The 16272-nt window shown below is 73.6% G+C and carries 14 protein-coding genes; 5 read left to right on the top strand and 9 right to left on the bottom strand.

Features of this window, described 5'->3' with window-relative positions; all coding sequences use genetic code 11:
• Positions 1–17 precede the first annotated feature (17 nt).
• The 4 genes from ABD358_RS25405 to ABD358_RS25390 all read right to left on the bottom strand — a co-directional run bounded on the left by ABD358_RS25405 (position 18) and on the right by ABD358_RS25390 (position 4046).
• Positions 18–719 carry a DUF2567 domain-containing protein gene (locus ABD358_RS25405; RefSeq protein WP_344633479.1) on the bottom strand — a complete coding sequence of 234 codons (702 nt, stop codon included), beginning with the start codon at positions 717–719 and terminating at the stop codon, positions 18–20.
• A gap of 67 nt (positions 720–786) precedes the next feature.
• Entirely contained in the window at positions 787–1722 is a 936-nt protein-coding gene (locus ABD358_RS25400) for an ABC transporter permease (protein ID WP_344633478.1), read from the bottom strand.
• Positions 1719–2744, bottom strand: coding sequence for an ABC transporter ATP-binding protein (locus tag ABD358_RS25395; RefSeq protein WP_425576423.1), 1026 nt, complete (start codon positions 2742–2744; stop codon positions 1719–1721). Before ABD358_RS25395 ends, ABD358_RS25400 begins: the two co-directional genes overlap by 4 nt.
• A gap of 30 nt (positions 2745–2774) precedes the next feature.
• Complete coding sequence (locus tag ABD358_RS25390) at positions 2775–4046, bottom strand: NYN domain-containing protein (RefSeq protein ID WP_344633477.1); 1272 nt, start codon at positions 4044–4046, stop codon at positions 2775–2777.
• 291 nt (positions 4047–4337) lie between these two features.
• Here ABD358_RS25390 and ABD358_RS25385 point away from each other — a divergent pair, with 291 nt between their 5' ends.
• Positions 4338–4508: a hypothetical protein gene (locus ABD358_RS25385; protein ID WP_344633476.1), complete on the top strand. Its 171-nt coding sequence runs from the start codon at positions 4338–4340 to the stop codon at positions 4506–4508.
• Positions 4509–4615: 107 nt separating this feature from the next.
• Here the strand turns inward: ABD358_RS25385 and dnaE are convergent, their stop codons facing one another.
• On the bottom strand, positions 4616–8158 hold the full coding sequence (dnaE, locus tag ABD358_RS25380; protein WP_344633475.1) for a DNA polymerase III subunit alpha: 3543 nt from the start codon (positions 8156–8158) through the stop codon (positions 4616–4618).
• Positions 8159–8397: 239 nt separating this feature from the next.
• Between dnaE and ABD358_RS25375 the strand changes: the two genes are divergently transcribed.
• The 3 genes from ABD358_RS25375 to ABD358_RS25365 all read left to right on the top strand — a co-directional run bounded on the left by ABD358_RS25375 (position 8398) and on the right by ABD358_RS25365 (position 11830).
• A complete protein-coding gene (locus ABD358_RS25375; RefSeq protein WP_344633474.1) occupies positions 8398–9093 on the top strand; it encodes a hypothetical protein in 696 nt (231 codons plus the stop codon).
• Positions 9094–9139: 46 nt separating this feature from the next.
• Positions 9140–9946 carry a thioredoxin domain-containing protein gene (locus tag ABD358_RS25370; protein WP_344633473.1) on the top strand — a complete coding sequence of 269 codons (807 nt, stop codon included), beginning with the start codon at positions 9140–9142 and terminating at the stop codon, positions 9944–9946.
• A 216-nt stretch (positions 9947–10162) separates the two neighbouring features.
• Entirely contained in the window at positions 10163–11830 is a 1668-nt protein-coding gene (locus ABD358_RS25365; RefSeq protein WP_425576422.1) for an alkaline phosphatase D family protein, read from the top strand.
• Between the two features lie 74 nt (positions 11831–11904).
• On the opposite strand, the gene ABD358_RS25360 is transcribed toward ABD358_RS25365, so the two are convergent.
• The gene (locus ABD358_RS25360) at positions 11905–12495 is read right to left on the bottom strand and encodes a dienelactone hydrolase family protein (protein WP_344633472.1); all 591 of its coding nucleotides are present in this window, start codon (positions 12493–12495) and stop codon (positions 11905–11907) included.
• Between the two features lie 137 nt (positions 12496–12632).
• Between ABD358_RS25360 and ABD358_RS25355 the strand changes: the two genes are divergently transcribed.
• Positions 12633–13790, top strand: coding sequence for a mechanosensitive ion channel family protein (locus ABD358_RS25355; RefSeq protein WP_344633471.1), 1158 nt, complete (start codon positions 12633–12635; stop codon positions 13788–13790).
• Between the two features lie 46 nt (positions 13791–13836).
• On the opposite strand, the gene ABD358_RS25350 is transcribed toward ABD358_RS25355, so the two are convergent.
• The 3 genes from ABD358_RS25350 to ABD358_RS25340 form a co-directional block, all read right to left on the bottom strand.
• Complete coding sequence (locus tag ABD358_RS25350) at positions 13837–14778, bottom strand: RluA family pseudouridine synthase (protein ID WP_344633470.1); 942 nt, start codon at positions 14776–14778, stop codon at positions 13837–13839.
• Positions 14779–14865: 87 nt separating this feature from the next.
• Positions 14866–15480: a signal peptidase II gene (gene lspA, locus ABD358_RS25345; RefSeq protein ID WP_344633469.1), complete on the bottom strand. Its 615-nt coding sequence runs from the start codon at positions 15478–15480 to the stop codon at positions 14866–14868.
• A gap of 33 nt (positions 15481–15513) precedes the next feature.
• The gene (locus ABD358_RS25340) at positions 15514–16131 is read right to left on the bottom strand and encodes a TraR/DksA family transcriptional regulator (protein ID WP_425576421.1); all 618 of its coding nucleotides are present in this window, start codon (positions 16129–16131) and stop codon (positions 15514–15516) included.
• Between the last annotated feature and the right edge of the window lie 141 nt (positions 16132–16272).

Genomic DNA, 16272 nt, shown 5'->3' with positions numbered 1-16272 from the left:
GCGGGCGCGTCCCGGTGTCAGGCGTCCTTCCGGCCGTCCCCGTCCTCCGCCGCGGGCGGGGGCGGTCCCCATCCTGGGTGGAGGGCGGGGGCGGGTTCAGGGTCGCGGGGGCCGAACAGCGCCGTGAGTCCCAGGTGCGCCGCCAGCGCGGCGAACGGCCAGGCCAGCAGGGCCCCCTTCGCCTTCAGCTCCAGCGGGGCGTCGAAGACCTTCCCCTCGCCCACCGCCCTGGCGTGGGCGGCCACGTCCTGCTCCGGGCCGAGCCAGACACCCAGCCGCCAGGCCAGCACCGAGCCCAGCAGCGCGCCGGCCGCCAGTCCGACCACCACGCCGATGCCGCCCCGGCGGCGTGCGAGGAAGACGGCCGCGCCCGTCAGCACGCCGATGCCCAGTGCCAGCAGTGCGAACGTGCCGTCGACTCCGGCGGACTCCTCGCCCTCGGCGTCGTTGAGGTAGACGGCCGTGCCGTCGGAGATCAGCGGCACCCGCGGGGCCAGCCACAGCCACAGCAGTCCGAGCGCCACTCCGGCGACCGCCACGGCGACCGCCGTCAGCGCGGCCTCGCGCACCTCCCGGCGCACTCGGGCCCCGCCGTCCTCCTCCGGCGCGGACGCCCCGGACGTCCCGGTTCCGTCGTCGGGCGGCGGTCCCCACGGGTCGTAGGAGTGGGCCGACCGGGACGGTCCGTCGTGCGGGGAGGGAGGTGTCGGTGCGGTCACCCTGCCATCGTGCCAGGTCCGGCCACCGGGCCGCCGGGCAGGACCCGTCTCGGCGCCGGAGGGGCCGTCAGCGGACGGCGGCGCGGCGGTACGCCCAGGTGGCGGCGGTCAGCGCGACGGCCCCGACCGCCGCGCACACCCCCAGGTCGGCGGCGACCGAGGCCCAGCGGGGGTCGGGTTCGAAGGCGGCCGCCAGCGCCTCCACGCCGTACGTCGAGGGCAGCAGGTCCCGCACCCAGCGCACCGGTTCCGGCATCCCGCCGGCCGGGAGCACGCCCAGCAGCAGGGCGGCGGACATGCCCAGCTGGCCGCAGAGCGTGGCGAGTTCCTGCCGCGGCGCGAGCAGTCCCAGGGCCGCGCCGAGCCCGGCGAGGGCCGCGCCGGCCAGCGGCACCACCGCCGGCAGCACCCACAGCCCGTCCAGCGGGAGCCGGTAGAGCGCGGCGCCGGTCACGGCGGTGACCGCCACGCCGGGCACCGTGAAAGAGGCGTAGGCGCCCGCCGCCCCCAGCACCACCGCGGCGGGCGGCACCGGCAGGGTGGCGTAGTGGTCGAGTCCGCCGGAGGCCCTCAGCTGGCCGAAGTACTGGGCGAGGAGGTTCAGCGCGACGAAGGCGACCACCAGCACGCTCGATCCGGCCACCACGGCCCGCGCCTCGTCGCCGGGGCCGCCGTCCACGACCCCGCGCATCAGGATCATGATGCCCAGGGACTGGAAGGTCGCCACGAACAGCAGGGGGATGCGCGCCACCCGCGCCCGGGAGAGCTGCGCCCGGTAGACGGCCGCCGTGGCGGGCCACAGGCCCGCGCCGGGCGCGAGCGGGGCCGCCTCCGGCCGGCCGTGCCGCGGCGCGGGGGCCGGTACGGGTTCCCGGGCACCCCCGTCCTCCGCCGCGGTCTCCTCCGGGGTCGCCGACTCGGTCTCCGCCGCGGTCTCCTCCGGGGTCGCCGACTCGGTCTCCGCCGCGGTCTCCTCCGGGGTCGCCGACGCGGCCGTGCTCACGCCTTCACCAGTCCTTCCGTGTGTCCTCCCAGCGCCAGGTACACGTCCTCCAGGCTCGGGGTGGCCAGCGTGAAGTCGTCCAGCGCGGCGAACGCCGGGCCGCCGGTGACGGCGGCGACCGCCGCGCGCGCCTCCGCCGGCGGCATCCGCAGCGTCCAGCGGCGGCCGGCGGCCGTGGCGGTCCGGTGGAGGGCGGCGATCTCGGGCACCTCCAGCGGCGGCCGGTCGCGCCACACCAGGTCCAGCCGTACGTCCTCGCCGACCATGGCCTTCAGCCCGGCGGGGGTGTCGCAGGCGACCGCCCGGCCACGGTCCATGACCGCCACCCGGTCCAGGACCAGTTCGGCCTCGATGACGTTGTGGGTCACCAGGATCACCGTGACGCCGCGCTCGGCCCGCCGCCGGTCGATCGCGGCCCACACCGCGCGCCGCGCGACGGGGTCCATGCCGGTCGTCGGCTCGTCCAGCACCAGCAGGGGGCGCTCCCCCACCAGGGCCGCCGCCACGCAGGCCAGTCGCCGCTGGCCGCCGGAGAGCCGCTTCAGCGGGCGGTCGGCGAGGTCCGCCAGGCCCAGCTCCTCCAGGACGGCGTCGCGCTCGCGCCGCGCCCCGGCGGCGTCCAGGCCGCGCAGCCGCCCGGTGGTCTCCGCGGCCAGCGCCACGGTCAGCTCGTCCAGCGCGGTGGACTCCTGCCCGAGGTAGGCGAGCAGCCGGGCCGCCCGCCGCGGGTGGCGGACCAGGTCGTGGCCGAGGACCTCGACGCGGCCCGAGTCCGGCCGCAGCAGCCCGGTGAGCTGCCGGACCAGGGTGGACTTCCCCGCGCCGTTCGGGCCGAGCAGGCCGAAGACCTCCCCGTGCCGCACCTCCAGGGTGACGCCGTCGCTGGCCCGTACGGCGGGGGTGCCGGGGACGCCGCGCCGGCCGCGCCGGGCCGGGTAGGTCTTGACCAGGTCGTGGACGCGTACGGCGGCCCGCGCCGGTGCTTCCACTCCGTCCACCGCCTGCCGAGTGCCCGTCCTCACGAGCTACGAGGGTACGCGCCCGCGTTCGCCTCACTCTCCGGCGGGTACGTGTTCGCCGGCCGTGCGGGCGTCGACCTCCCGCCAGAAGCCCGCGCGGATCGCGTAGCGGTCCCGCTCGTCGATCTGGTCGTCCTTGTGGGCCAGCAGGCCGAAACGCGCGGCGTAGCGCAGCAGTTCGCCGTCGATGCGGTGGGGGATGCGGGGGTACTCCGCGGAGAGGGTCCTCAGGTGGGCGGGGGTGGCGAGGCGGTCGATCCAGCGGCGGGCGAAGACCTGGCCGACCTCGTAGGGGTCGCCGCTGACCGTGGTGATGTCCTCTTCGCGGTCGGCCCAGCGCTGCTCGGCGGTGGTGAGCTGGGCGAGCATCGGGAGGGCGGCGGCCTCGGGGGACTCGCCGGGGGTGCGGTCGACCCAGCCCCGGTCGGAGGACCAGCGCAGGGTCGCCCCGGCCGGGGAGGGGGCGTGCGCGGCGGGACGGCCGAGCCCGGCCAGGTCCTTGGGGGTGGGCACGCTCCTGCCGGGGCCGCTGTCGGCGTGGCGTTCGTCCGCGGCGGGCGAGGCGCCGTTCCGGCCGGGGGCGGCGGCCGGGGCGCCAGCGGTCTCCACCCGTCCGCCGGGCGGCGTGCCCGTGCCGGCGCCGGCCGCGACGGGGGTCTCCCCTCCGGAGGAGGGGGGCGCCTCCGGCAGGGGGGCGGAGAGGATGGCGGCGATCTCGGGACGGGTGTCGGGCCGGGGCGGGCAGACCCCGGCGAGGTCCCTGGCCCGGACGGCCCGGGTGATCCACGCGCGGTCCAGGACGCGCCGCTCGTCGGCCTCGGCGACCAGGTCCTCGGACTGGTTGTAGTCGCCGTCGGCGGCCTGGACGGCCCACAGGTGGACGGCGACGCCGTGCTCCTTGGCGGACATCAGCCCGGGCAGCAGGTCCCCGTCGCCGGTGACCAGCACGATGTCGGAGCAGGCGCGGTTGCGCGCCAGCTCGGTGAGTTCGGCGTGCATGGCGGCGTCCACGCCCTTCTGCGCCCACCGTCCCTCGCTGCGCGTGAGGGCGCCGAGCCGCACGGTCACGCGCGGCATCACCCGCAGGCGGCGGTGCTCGGGCTGGGGGACCCGGTCCGGGGCGCCGTCGAACCAGTAGATGCGCAGCAGCCGGCAGCCGGTGTCCTCCTCGGCGCGTTCGCGCAGCCCCTGGATGAGGACGGAGTGGTCCACGGTGATCCGGGAGCGCGCGGGTTCCCCGGCCAGGAGGCTCGCGGCGGCGCCCAGAAGGTATCCGGCGTCCACCAGGACGACGCAGCGGTCCACGCTCCACCCACTCTCGGTACGACCGGCACGATCGGCGGCGGCCGGCGGTGTCCGTCCGGCCGCGCGGTGCGTTTCTTTCGGGTCCGTTTCGAGTCTGCCCGACCGTGCGCGCTTGTTCGGCCCGGACTCGATCCTCGGCGTGGCGGGGGGCCCGTGTCCACGGTACGGGACGGATCATCCGCCCAAGAAGGCCGGTTACTGAGGGTAGTTGTCCGACATGCGCACGGTGCGGATGCGTGCGAGGCTCTGAGCCACGGCCCATCGTTCCGAGATCCGCCACAGGAGGAGATCATGGGCAAGCGCAAGAAGGGCGACCGCGAACCGCAGCACGGGCGCGGCGCCGCCGACCGGACGCAGGAGCAGTCGAACACCCCCGCCGAGGAGATGGCACAGGCCCGGTCGCCGCAGGGCGGCTCCGGGGACGCGGGGCGCAAGAACCGCAGGCGCTTCGGCCACAACTGAGGCGCGGTCCACGGCCCGGCGGGGCGTCCTTCTCTGTGCCGGACGCGTCCCGCCGGGCGGCAGACGCCGCACCCGCCCGAACCCGTGCCGGGCGGGTGCGGTGCGTGTCAGCCCGCCAGGCAGGAGGGGCCGAGGAGGGCCTTCAGGTCGCCGAAGAGCGCCGGGTCGGCGGTGACGCGGTGCCGGTCGAGCCGGAGCACGGTCGTCTTGCGGGCGCCCTGGAGCCTGACCCGCACCTCGGTGGAGCCGCGGTGCTGGGTGAGCACCTCGCCCAGCTTCTCCACCAGCGGCGGCGTGACCTTGACCGTGGGGATGGTGATGGTGACGGGCGCGTCGGAGGCCGCGTCCGACAGGTCGGGGACCATCAGCTCCATGGCCACCAGCCGCGGGATGTCCTCGCGCTTGTCCAGCCGTCCCTTGACGAAGACCACCGCGTCCTCCACCAGCTGGGTGGAGACGAGCTGGTAGGTGGCGGGGAAGAACATGCAGTCGATCGAGCCCGCCAGGTCCTCCACGGTGGCGATCGCCCAGGCGTTGCCCTGCTTGGTCATCTTCCGCTGGAGGCCGGAGATGATGCCGCCGATGGTCACGATCGCCCCGTCGGTGTAGTCGCCCGCGTTGAGCTGGGAGATCGCCGCGTCGGTCTTGTCGGCCAGTACGTGCTCCAGGCCGAACAGGGGGTGGTCGGAGACGTAGAGGCCGAGCATCTCCCGCTCCTGGGCCAGCAGGTAGCTCTTGTCCCACTCGTCGGTGGGGAACTGCACGTCCATCCCGAAGCCGGGGCCGCTGTCGGCGTCGTCCTCGCCCAGCCCGCCGAAGAGGTCGAACTGCCCCTCGGCCTCCTTGCGCTTGACCTGGACCACGTTGTCGATCATCGACTCGAAGTGCGCCGTCAGCCCCTTGCGGGTGTGGCCCAGGTTGTCGAAGGCGCCGGCCTTGATCAGCGACTCGATCGTGCGCTTGTTGCACACCACCGCGTCGACCTTGTCGAGGAAGTCCGGGAAGGAGCTGTACTTCCCCTTGGCCTTGCGGCAGGCGACGATCGAGTCCACCACGTTCTGGCCGACGTTGCGCACGGCCGTCAGGCCGAAGACGATCGTGTCGTCCCCGCGCGGGGTGAAGTTCGCCTCGGACTCGTTGACGTCCGGCGGCAGCACCCTGATGCCCATGCGGCGGCACTCGTTGAGGTAGACCGCCGACTTGTCCTTGTCGTCGCGGACGGAGGTCAGCAGCGCGGCCATGTACTCGGCCGGGTAGTTGGCCTTGAGGTAGGCCGTCCAGTACGACACCAGGCCGTAGGCGGAGGAGTGCGCCTTGTTGAAGGCGTATCCGGCGAAGGGCACCAGCACGTCCCACACGGCCTGGATGGCCTCGTCGGAGTAGCCCTTCTCCCGGGCGCCCTTCTGGAAGTTGACGAACTCCTTCTCCAGGACCTCGGGCTTCTTCTTGCCCATCGCGCGGCGCAGCAGGTCGGCCTGGCCGAGGCTGTACCCGGCGAGCACCTGGGCGGCCTTCTGCACCTGCTCCTGGTAGACGATCAGGCCGTAGGTGACGTCGAGGATGTCCTTGAGGGGCTCCTCCAGCTCCGGGTGGATGGGGGTGATCTCCTGCTGCCCGTTCTTGCGCAGCGCGTAGTTGATGTGGGAGTTCATGCCCATCGGGCCGGGCCGGTACAGGGCCGAGACCGCGGAGATGTCCTCGAAGTTGTCGGGCTTCATCATCCGCAGCAGGGAGCGCATGGGCCCGCCGTCGAACTGGAAGACGCCCAGGGTCTCGCCGCGCTGGAGCAGCTCGAAGGTCTTGGGGTCGTCCAGCGGCAGGTCGAGCAGTTTGATGTCGACGCCCTTGTTGGCCTTCACCAGCTTGACGGCGTCGTCCATGATCGTGAGGTTGCGCAGGCCCAGGAAGTCCATCTTCAGCAGGCCGAGCGACTCACAGGTGGGGTAGTCCCACTGGGTGACCACCGCGCCGTCGTTCTTGGGGCTGAAGACGGGCACGTGGTCCACCAGCGGCTCGCTGGACATGATCACGCCCGCGGCGTGCACGCCCATCTGCCGCACCAGGCCCTCGATGCCGCGGGCGGTGTCGATGACCTTCTTCACGTCCGGCTCGTTCTCGTACATCGACCGCACCTCGGCCGCCTCGCTGTAGCGGGGGTGGCTGGGGTCGGTGATGCCCGACAGCGGGATGCCCTTGCCCAGGACGTCGGCGGGCATGGCCTTGGTGATGCGGTCGCCCATGGCGTACGGGTAGCCCAGCACGCGGGCGGAGTCCTTGATCGCCGCCTTGGCCTTGATGGTGCCGTAGGTGCCGATCTGGGCGACCTTGTCGGCGCCGTACTTCTCGGTCACGTAGCGGATGACCTCGCCGCGCCTGCGCTCGTCGAAGTCGATGTCGACGTCGGGCATGGAGACGCGCTCGGGGTTGAGGAACCGCTCGAAGATCAGGCCGTGGTCGATGGGGTCGAGGTCGGTGATGCCCATGGCGTAGGCCACGATCGAGCCCGCCGCGGAGCCGCGGCCGGGGCCGACGGCGATGCCGTTGTTCTTGGCCCACATGATGAAGTCGGCGACGACGAGGAAGTAGCCGGGGAACCCCATCTGGACGATGACGTCCATCTCGTAGTCGGCCTGCTTCTGCCGGTCCTCGGGGATGCCGTCCGGGTACCGGCGCTCCATGCCGCGCCGGACCTCCTCGCGGAACCAGGACTCCTCGGTGTGCCCCTCGGGGACGGGGAAGCGGGGCATGAGGTCCCGCTTCTCGAACCAGCCGGTGGTGTCGACCTGCTCGGCGACCAGGAGGGTGTTGCGGCAGCCCTCCTGCCAGGCGTCGGAGGAGTCGATGGCGTACATCTCCTCCGCGGACTTCAGGTAGTAGCCCGCGCCGTCGAACCGGAAGCGGTCGGGGTCGGAGAGGTTCTTGCCGGTCTGGACGCACAGCAGCGCGTCGTGGGCCTCGGCCTCGCTCTCGTAGGTGTAGTGGCTGTCGTTGGTGACCAGGGGCGGGATGCCCAGCTTCTTCCCGATCTCCAGCAGCCCGTCGCGGACCCGGCGCTCGATGTCGATGCCGTGGTCCATCAGCTCCAGGAAGTACCGGCCCTTGCCGAAGATGTCCCGGTAGTCGGCGGCGGCCTTGAGCGCCTCGTCGAACTGGCCGAGCCTCAGCCGGGTCTGCACCTCGCCCGAGGGGCAGCCGGTGGAGGCGATCAGCCCCTCGGAGAACTCGGCGATCATCTCCTTGTCGGTGCGCGGCCACTTGACGAAGAAGCCCTCCATGTACGCGTCCGAGGAGAGCCGGAAGAGGTTGTGCAGGCCGGTCTTGTCCGCCGCCCAGATCGTCTTGTGGGTGTAGCCGCCGGAGCCGGAGACGTCGTCGCGCTTCTGGTGCGGCTGGCCCCACTGGACGCGGCGCTTGTACCGGCGCGACTGCGGGGCGACGTACGCCTCGATGCCGATGATCGGCGTGATGCCCGCCTTGGTGGCGTGCTGGAAGAAGTCGTAGGCCCCGTGGAGGTTGCCGTGGTCGGTCATGGCGATGTGCGTCATGCCCATCTTCTGGCAGGCCTCGAACATGTCACCGAGCCGCGCCGCACCGTCCAGCAGTGAGTACTGAGTGTGTACGTGCAGGTGTGTGAACGGCGGATTGGCCACGGCGGGGGACCTCCAGCGAGCGTCTTGCGGCAGTTCCTGAACGGCTCCGAAGTCTACGACCCGGGGAGGGCGGGGAGCGGCCGCGGACCGCCGGAGGGGACCCCTCCGGACGCACGCCCCGCGAGTGCCCCGCGCACCCGCGCACGATTCCCTGCGCCTCGGCCTCCGCGGCGGCCGGAACGTTTTCCGGGGTGCCCTTTAGGCACGTCTTAGCCCGGCCCGTGGCACACTCGACCGCGATGGGCACGACGGGAGTCCCGATTGCGGGCATGGGAGTACGGGCGGTGCGCGCCGCGGTCTTCACCGCGCTGTGCGTCACCCTGTCCGCGGGTGCCCACGTGCTGCTCACCGGAAACCCCCTGCCGTACCCGCCGCTGATCGCGGTCACCGCGGTGGTGTTCGCCGCCGCCTTCGCCCTCGCCGGGCGCGAACGGGGCTACCGGTCGGTCGCGGGGCTGCTGGTGCCGCTCGAACTGGCCGCGGACACCGTCTTCACCACCGGGCAGGACGCCTGCTACGGGCAGGCCGGGGGCCCCGTGGCCGGGCCGCTGCGCGCGCTGGGCCTGGACCTGCTGTGCGCGGGCGGCGACTTCGGGACGCCCCTGGCGCGGGTGGCCGCCTCCGGCGCGCCCCCGCTCGCCCACACCACCCACCCCGCCGCGCCCTGGCTCCTGCTGGCCGCGCACGTGGCCGTGGGGCTGACCGCCGCCGCCTGGCTGCACCGGGGCGACGCGGCGCTCGCCCGGATGCTGCGCGGCGCCGCCGCGGCCGTCCTCCGGCCGCTGCCGGCGGTCGCCGGCCACCGGGTGGCCGCCGGTCCGTCCCGCCGGGGGGTCCGCCCCGCCCCGCGGGCCCTCGCCCCCCGCGCGCTTCCGCTGCTGACCCACTCCGTCGTACGACGCGGACCCCCGTGCCCCGCGGCCCTCGCCGCCTGAGCACCACCGTCCCCGCACGTACGCGAACACACGGAGAACACACCCCATGAGCAAGCGCAACAGCCAGGAAGCCAAGCGCGCCGCCCGCGAGCGGCTGCGGATCGAGCGCGAGAAGCAGGCCAGGAAGGACAAGGTGCGCCGCCAGCTGATCGTCGCCGCCGCGGTCGTCGGCCTCCTCGCCGTCGTCGGCGGCATCGGCTTCGCCGTCGCCAACCTGGAGCGCGGCGGCGACGGCGGCACCGAGAAGTCCTGGGCCACGGTGGCGGACAGGAAGCTGGTGAAGCCGGTCAACGCCCAGGGCGAGAACGGCACCGTCGTCGTCCTCGGGGGCGAGGACGCCAAGACGACCATCGACGTCTACGAGGACATGCGCTGCCCGGCCTGCGCCAACTTCGAGCAGCAGCTCGGCGAGCCCCTCAAGCAGGGCGCCAAGGACGGCAAGTACAAGCTCCAGGTCCACCTGGGCGCCATCATCGACGGCAACGTGGGCGGCAACGGCTCCAAGAACGCCATCAGCGCGCTGGGCGCCGCGCTGAACGTGAGCACCGAGGCCTTCACCGAGTACCACTCCCTGCTGTACTCCGCCGAGCACCACCCGGCCGAGCCCGAGGACAAGTTCGCCGACAACGACTACCTGCTGGAGGTCGCGGAGAACGTCGAGGCGCTGAAGGGCAACAAGAAGTTCGAGCAGGCCGTCGAGAAGGGCACCTACGACAAGTGGGCCCTGGAGATGGTCGAGAGCTTCAACGACGCCAAGATCCAGGGCACGCCGACCGTCCGCATCGACGGCAAGGACGTCGAGATCAGCAAGCTGCCCGCCGAACTCGACAAGCTCGGCGTCAAGCTCCAGTAGTCGAGGAGCCGGACTCCGACCGTCCGGAGCACTCCGTCCGGCCCGGTGGGCCCGCCGCCCGAGGCGGCGCGGCCACCGGGCCGGGCCCGTCCGGGGCCTCCGGGCCGGGGTCCCGGAAGCCCCGGACGGGCCCGGGGAGAAACGCCGTTCGACACTTCGGCGAACTTCCTCCGTCCTGCCTCCCGGCGCCCCTACCGGCACGTAGCATCTGCGGCCGTGACCGACACCGACATCGCTTCCCGCACCGCATCCCCCACGCGCCGCAGCGTCGTCGCGGCCGTGGCCGGGGCCGCCGCGCTGCTGCCGCTGGCCGGTCCCCGGCACGCCCGCGCCGCAGGCGCCGGCGACGCCGCCGGCGCCCCGGTCTTCGCGCACGGCGTCGCCTCCGGCGACCCGCTGCCCGACGGCGTCCTGCTGTGGACCCGCGTCACCCCCTCCCCCGAGGCGACGCCCGGCTCCGGCCTGGGCGCCCCCGTGGAGGTCCGCTGGGAGGTCGCCGAGGACCGCGGCTTCACCTCCGTCGCCGCCTCCGGCAGCGTCACCGCCACCGCCGCGGCCGACCACACCGTCAAGGCCGACGTCCGCGGGCTGCGCCCGGCCACCGCCTACTTCTACCGCTTCACCGCCGGCGGGGCCCACTCCCCCACCGGCCGCACCCGCACCGCGCCCGCCGACGGCACGACGGCGGACCGCGTCCGCTTCGGGGTGGTCTCCTGCGCCCACTACGAGAGCGGCTACTTCACGGCGTACCGCCACCTGGCCGCCCGGACCGACCTCGACGCCGTCCTCCACCTCGGCGACTACATCTACGAGTACGGCAGAGGCGGGTTCCCGATGAAGGACGGGATCGTCCGGGAGATGCGGCCGGCCCACGAGACCGTCACCCTGTCCGACTACCGGCAGCGCCACGCCCACTACAAGGCCGACCCGGACCTCCAGGCCCTCCACGCCGCCCACCCGCTGATCGCGATATGGGACGACCACGAGACGGCCAACGACGCCTGGTCCGGCGGGGCCGAGAACCACACGCCGGAGACCGAGGGCGACTGGGCGGCGCGCACGGGGGCCGCCCGGCGCGCGTACTTCGAGTGGATGCCGGTCCGGCCCTCCGCCGAGGGCACCGTCCACCGGCGGCTGCGCTTCGGCGACCTGGCCGACCTCCACCTGCTGGACCTGCGCTCCTTCCGCGACCGGCAGGCCGGCCTCGGCAGCGGCGACGTGGACGACCCCGACCGCACCATCACCGGCCGGGCGCAGCTGGACTGGCTGAAGTCCTCCCTGGCGGCCTCCGGCGCGCGGTGGCACCTGGTGGGCACCTCGGTGATGATCTCGCCGATGGCCTTCGGGTCCGTTCCCGCTCACCTGCTGGGGCCGCTGGCCGACCTGCTGGGCGTCCCCCGCGAGGGCCTGGCCCTCAACACCGACCAGTGGGACGGCTACACCGACGACCGCCGCGAGCTGCTGACCCACCTGCGCGACCGCGGCATCGGCAACACCGTCTTCCTCACCGGCGACATCCACATGGCCTTCGCCAACGACGTGCCCGTCCGGGCCGCCGCGTACCCGCTCCAGCGGCCGGTCGCCACGGAGTTCGTGGTCACCTCTGTCACCTCGGACAACCTGGACGACTTCCTGCGGGTCCCGCCGCACACCGTCTCCTCCGTGGCCGAGGCCGCCGTCCGCGCCGCCAACCGCCACACCCGGTGGGTGGACATGGACTCGCACGGCTACGGCGTCCTGGACGTCACCGCCGAGCGGGCGCAGATGGACTACTACGCGCTGTCGGACAAGACGGACCCGGATGCGGCCTCCCGCCACGTGCGCTCCTACCGCACGCGGTCGGGCACGCAGCGCGTGGAGCGCGCGGAGGAGCCCGTGCGCTGACCCGCGCGCCGAGGCGTCCGGACGAGCCCCGGGCCCGCGCGCCCTTCGGCGTGCGGGCCCGGGGCGGGGCCGTCTCAGCGGTCCTCGGGGTCCCCCAGGTCCGCCAGGAAGTCCAGTGCGGTCCGCCAGGTCCGCTCGGCCGCCTCCTCGTCGTGGTCGGGCAGGCCGGGGTCGGTGTAGAGGTGGCCGGCCCCGGCGTAGCGGTGGACCTCGACCTCCGCGCCCGCCCTGCGCATCCGCAGGTACCAGGCGTTCAGCCAGTCGTGCGGCTCGAAGGGGTCGGGGTCGGCGACGTGGAGCTGGACGGGCAGCTCGTCCACGGAGGCGTTCTCCGCGATGTCCGAGGTGCCGTGGAGGAGCAGCAGCCCCCGCGCGCGGACGTCGGCGAGCGCGAGGTTCTGGGCGATCGCCGCGCCCAGCGAGAACCCGGCGTACACCACTCCCCGCTCGGACAGGGGCGCGGTGGCGGCGACGGCCCGCCTGAGCAGCTCGTCGCGGCCGATCTCGTCCTTGATCGCCATGCCGTCCTCGACGGTGTCCGCGGACCGCCCGCCGTACAGGTCGGGGGTGTGGACCTCGTGCCCGGCCTCCCGCAGCCGCTCGGCGGCGGCGTGCACGGCGGGACGCAGCCCGTAGGCGGAGTGGAACATCACAACGGTGGGCACGATGTCACTTCCTTCGCAGGTCAGGCTCATGATCCGCCCCGGGCGCCCGGCCCGGGAGCGGAGTTCCCCCCATGGTGCCAGGTACGGTCGATGGAGCCCTTTTCGTCCCCCGGAGCCCCCGAGGAGTTCACACGACCATGGAGAACGTGCTGCGGCCGCTGATCGTCTTCGGCGGCGCGATCGCACTGGCCCTCGTCGTCGGCTGGGCCATGGACCGCGTCCTGCGGCGCATGGACGCCCGGCACCCGGAGACCCCGATGTGGGGACTTCTGCGCAGCGGCAGGTGGCCGCTGCAGGCGGTCGTCTTCGTCGCCCTGCTCAACGCCTTCTCCGACGAGACGCACCTGACCCGGGACCACCAGAGGGCCGTCGACCTGTGGCTCAGCCTGATACTGATCGGAGCCGCCGCGTGGCTGGCCCTGCGGGTGGTCACCGCCGTCGTGGAGACCGCGTTCTCCCGCTACGCGGGGGTGGCCCACGACGCGGCGCGGGTGCGGCGCGTGCGCACCCAGCTGACCCTGGTCCGGCGGCTGGCCACCGCGGTGGTCACGGTGATCGCCGCGTCCGCGATGCTGCTGCAGTTCCCCGCGATGGAGAAGCTGGGCGCGTCCATGCTGGCCTCGGCCGGTGTGCTCGGCATCGTCGCGGGCATCGCCGCCCAGTCCACGCTGGGCAACCTCTTCGCCGGCCTGCAGATCGCCTTCGGCGACATGGTGCGCATCGGCGACACGGTGGTGGTCGAGGGCGAGCTGGGGACGGTGGAGGAGATCACCGTCTCGTACATCGTCATCCGCACCTGGGACGAGCGGCGGATCACCATGCCGGTGTCGTACTTCGCCGGGAAGCCCTTCGAGAACTGGTCCCGCAACGGCGCGCAGATGACCGGCACGGTCTACCTCCACCTGGACCACTCGGCCCCGATCTCCGAGATCCGGGCGAAGACCGAGGAGATCGTGCGGGCCAGCGACGCCTGGGACGGCCGCGACTGGAACCTGGTGGTGACCGACACCACGCCCTCCACGATCGTGGTCCGCGCGATGGTGACGGCACGGACGTCCGACGACGTCTGGACGCTGCGCTGCGAGATCCGCGAGCAGCTGATCACCTGGCTCCACCGGGAGCACCCCTACGCCCTCCCCCGCGTCACCACGGCGCAGGCGGCGCCGGCGCCCGCTCCCGAACCGGTGCGGGAGCGGCTGGAGCTGCCGGGGGCGGGCCGGGAGGACGGCGGCGGGCCGAACGGGTCGGGGAAGCCGGGGCGGGCGGGCATCCCGGACGCCCGGAGGGCGCCCTGACGGACCCGGCCCCTCCCGGGCCCTCCTCCGGGCCGCCCCGGTCCTCCTACGCGCTCTCGGCGCGGACCCGGTCCAGGGCGGTCCGGAGGTCGTCCGGGTAGTCGCTGGAGAACTCCGCCCAGCGGCCGTCCGACGGGTGCTCGAAACCGAGCCGGACCGCGTGCAGCCACTGCCGCGTCAGGCCGAGCCGCTTCGCCATCGTCGGGTCGGCGCCGTAGGTGGTGTCGCCGACGCAGGGGTGCCGGTGGGCGGCCATGTGGACGCGGATCTGGTGGGTGCGGCCGGTCTCCAGCTTGATGTCGAGGAGGCTGGCGGCCCGGAACGCCTCGACGAGGTCGTAGTGGGTGACCGAGGGCTTGCCGTCGGCGGTGACCGCCCACTTGTAGTCGTGGACGGGGTGCCGTCCGATGGGGGCGTCGATCGTGCCGCTCATCGGGTCGGGGTGGCCCTGGACGAGCGCGTGGTAGCGCTTGTCGACCGTGCGCTCGCGGAACTGCTGCTTGAGCAGGGTGTAGGCCCGCTCGGACTTGGCGACCACCATCAGTCCGGAGGTGCCCACGTCCAGCCGGTGGACGATGCCCTGGCGCTCCGCGGCGCCCGAGGTGGAGATGCGGAAGCCCGCGGCGGCGAGCCCGCCGATCACGGTGGGCCCGTTCCAGCCGGGGCTGGGGTGGGCCGCCACGCCGACCGGCTTGTCCACCACCACGACGTCCTCGTCGTCGTGGATGATCTCCATGCCCTCCACCGGCTCGGCGACGACCCTCACCGGGGCCGGCGGCGCGGGCATCTCCACCTCCAGCCAGGCCCCGCCGCGCACGCGCTCCGACTTTCCGACCTCGCCCCCGTCCAGCCGGACCTTTCCCGAGCCGGCCAGCTCGGCGGCCTTGGTGCGGGAGAAGCCGAACATCCTGGCCAGGGCGGCGTCGACGCGCTCGCCCTCCAGGCCGTCGGGTACGGGCAGGGTGCGGATCTCGGGAAGCTGACTCACCCGATCGAGTATGCCGGAAGCGCGCCGCGCCCCCGCCCGGCGGGCGGGGGCGCGCGGATGTGCGCGGCCGGTCCCGGTCAGCCGCGGTCAGTCGCGGTGGACGGTGCCGTCGGGGTCCAGACCGCGGAAGGACAGGATCACGATCAGCACTCCGCCGCAGACGATCGCCGTGTCGGCGAGGTTGAAGACGGCGAAGTGCGCGGGCGCGATGAAGTCCACGACGTGTCCCCGGAACACCCCGGGCGAGCGGAAGACCCGGTCGGTGAGGTTGCCCAGGGCCCCGCCCAGCAGCAGCCCGAGCGCCACGGCCCACGGTGTGCTGTAGAGCTTGCGCGCGATCCGCACGATCACCACGATCACGGCCGCCGCGATGACGGTGAAGACGATGGTGAGGGCCTCGCCGATGCCGAAGGCGGCGCCCGGGTTGCGCACCGCCTGGAACCTCAGCCAGGTCCCGATCACCTCGATCGGGTCGTGGCCCTCCAGCCTCTCGACCACGAGGATCTTGGTGATCAGGTCCAGGGCGTACGCCACGGCCGCCACGATGGCGAGCTCCACGACCCTCCGGCGGCGCCCGGCGCCCGGCCGTCCGCCCTCCTCCGGTCCGGTCCCCGCGGCGACCGCCGTCCCCTCCTCCGCCGTGCCCGCGGTCTCGGCATCGGCCCTCTCGGGCTTGTCGTCGGCCCGTTCCACCTCAGTCACGTGAGCAGGGTACGTCACACCCGCGCGGGGCCGTCAGCGGCGTTCCTGCCGCTGCTTGCACTCGACGCACAGCGTGGCCCGGGGGAAGGCCTGCATCCGCGCCTTGCCGATCGCCCGGCCGCAGTTCTCGCAGGCCCCGTACGTGCCGGCCTCCAGGCGGCCCAGGGCGCGCTCGGTCTGGTAGAGCATCTCGCGGGCGTTCTCCGCGAGGGCCATCTCGTGTTCCCGGGTGATGTTCTTGGTGCCCGTGTCCGCCTGGTCGTCCCCGGCCGCGTCGGCCGAGTCGCGCATCAGGCCGTTGAGGGCCTCCTCGGCGGCGTGGATCTCGGTGCGCAGCCGTTCGGCCTCCCGGGACAGCTCGGCCCGCGCCTCCTCCACCTCCTCCGCCGTCCAGGGGCTCTCCCCGGGCCGTACGGCCAGCTCGTCGGGGGCAGCGGATGTCGCGGCCACACGTGCCGGGAGCACCGCGGCCGCCTCGTCGGCGGCCGGCGCTCCCGTCGTGGTCTTCTTGGCAACCACCGTCTTGGCTCCTGTCTTCTCCCCGGCCGCTCCTGCGGCGGCCGTCTCCGCGGCGACGTCCCGGCCGGCCGCGGCCGGGGCGGGCGCCCTCACGGCTCCCGTCCTCCCGTCCGCGGTCTTCCCCGCCACCATGGCCGCGATCCCTTCACATTGTGTGATCTTGCTCGCGAATCGTGACGGGAACGATAAGTCGGCCCCGATCACGCGGCAACGGGGCACGCCGGTCCGTCCGCGCTTCCGCGGGGGCGGGCCCGTGCCCCTGCGAAGCGTTGT

Origin of the sequence: Streptomyces glaucosporus, from assembly GCF_039533345.1 — a bacterium.
Taxonomy (GTDB): Bacteria; Actinomycetota; Actinomycetes; order Streptomycetales; family Streptomycetaceae; genus Streptomyces; species Streptomyces glaucosporus.
Note: the sequence above shows the minus strand (reverse complement) of the source record. Positions and strands in the feature narration are given on the sequence as shown.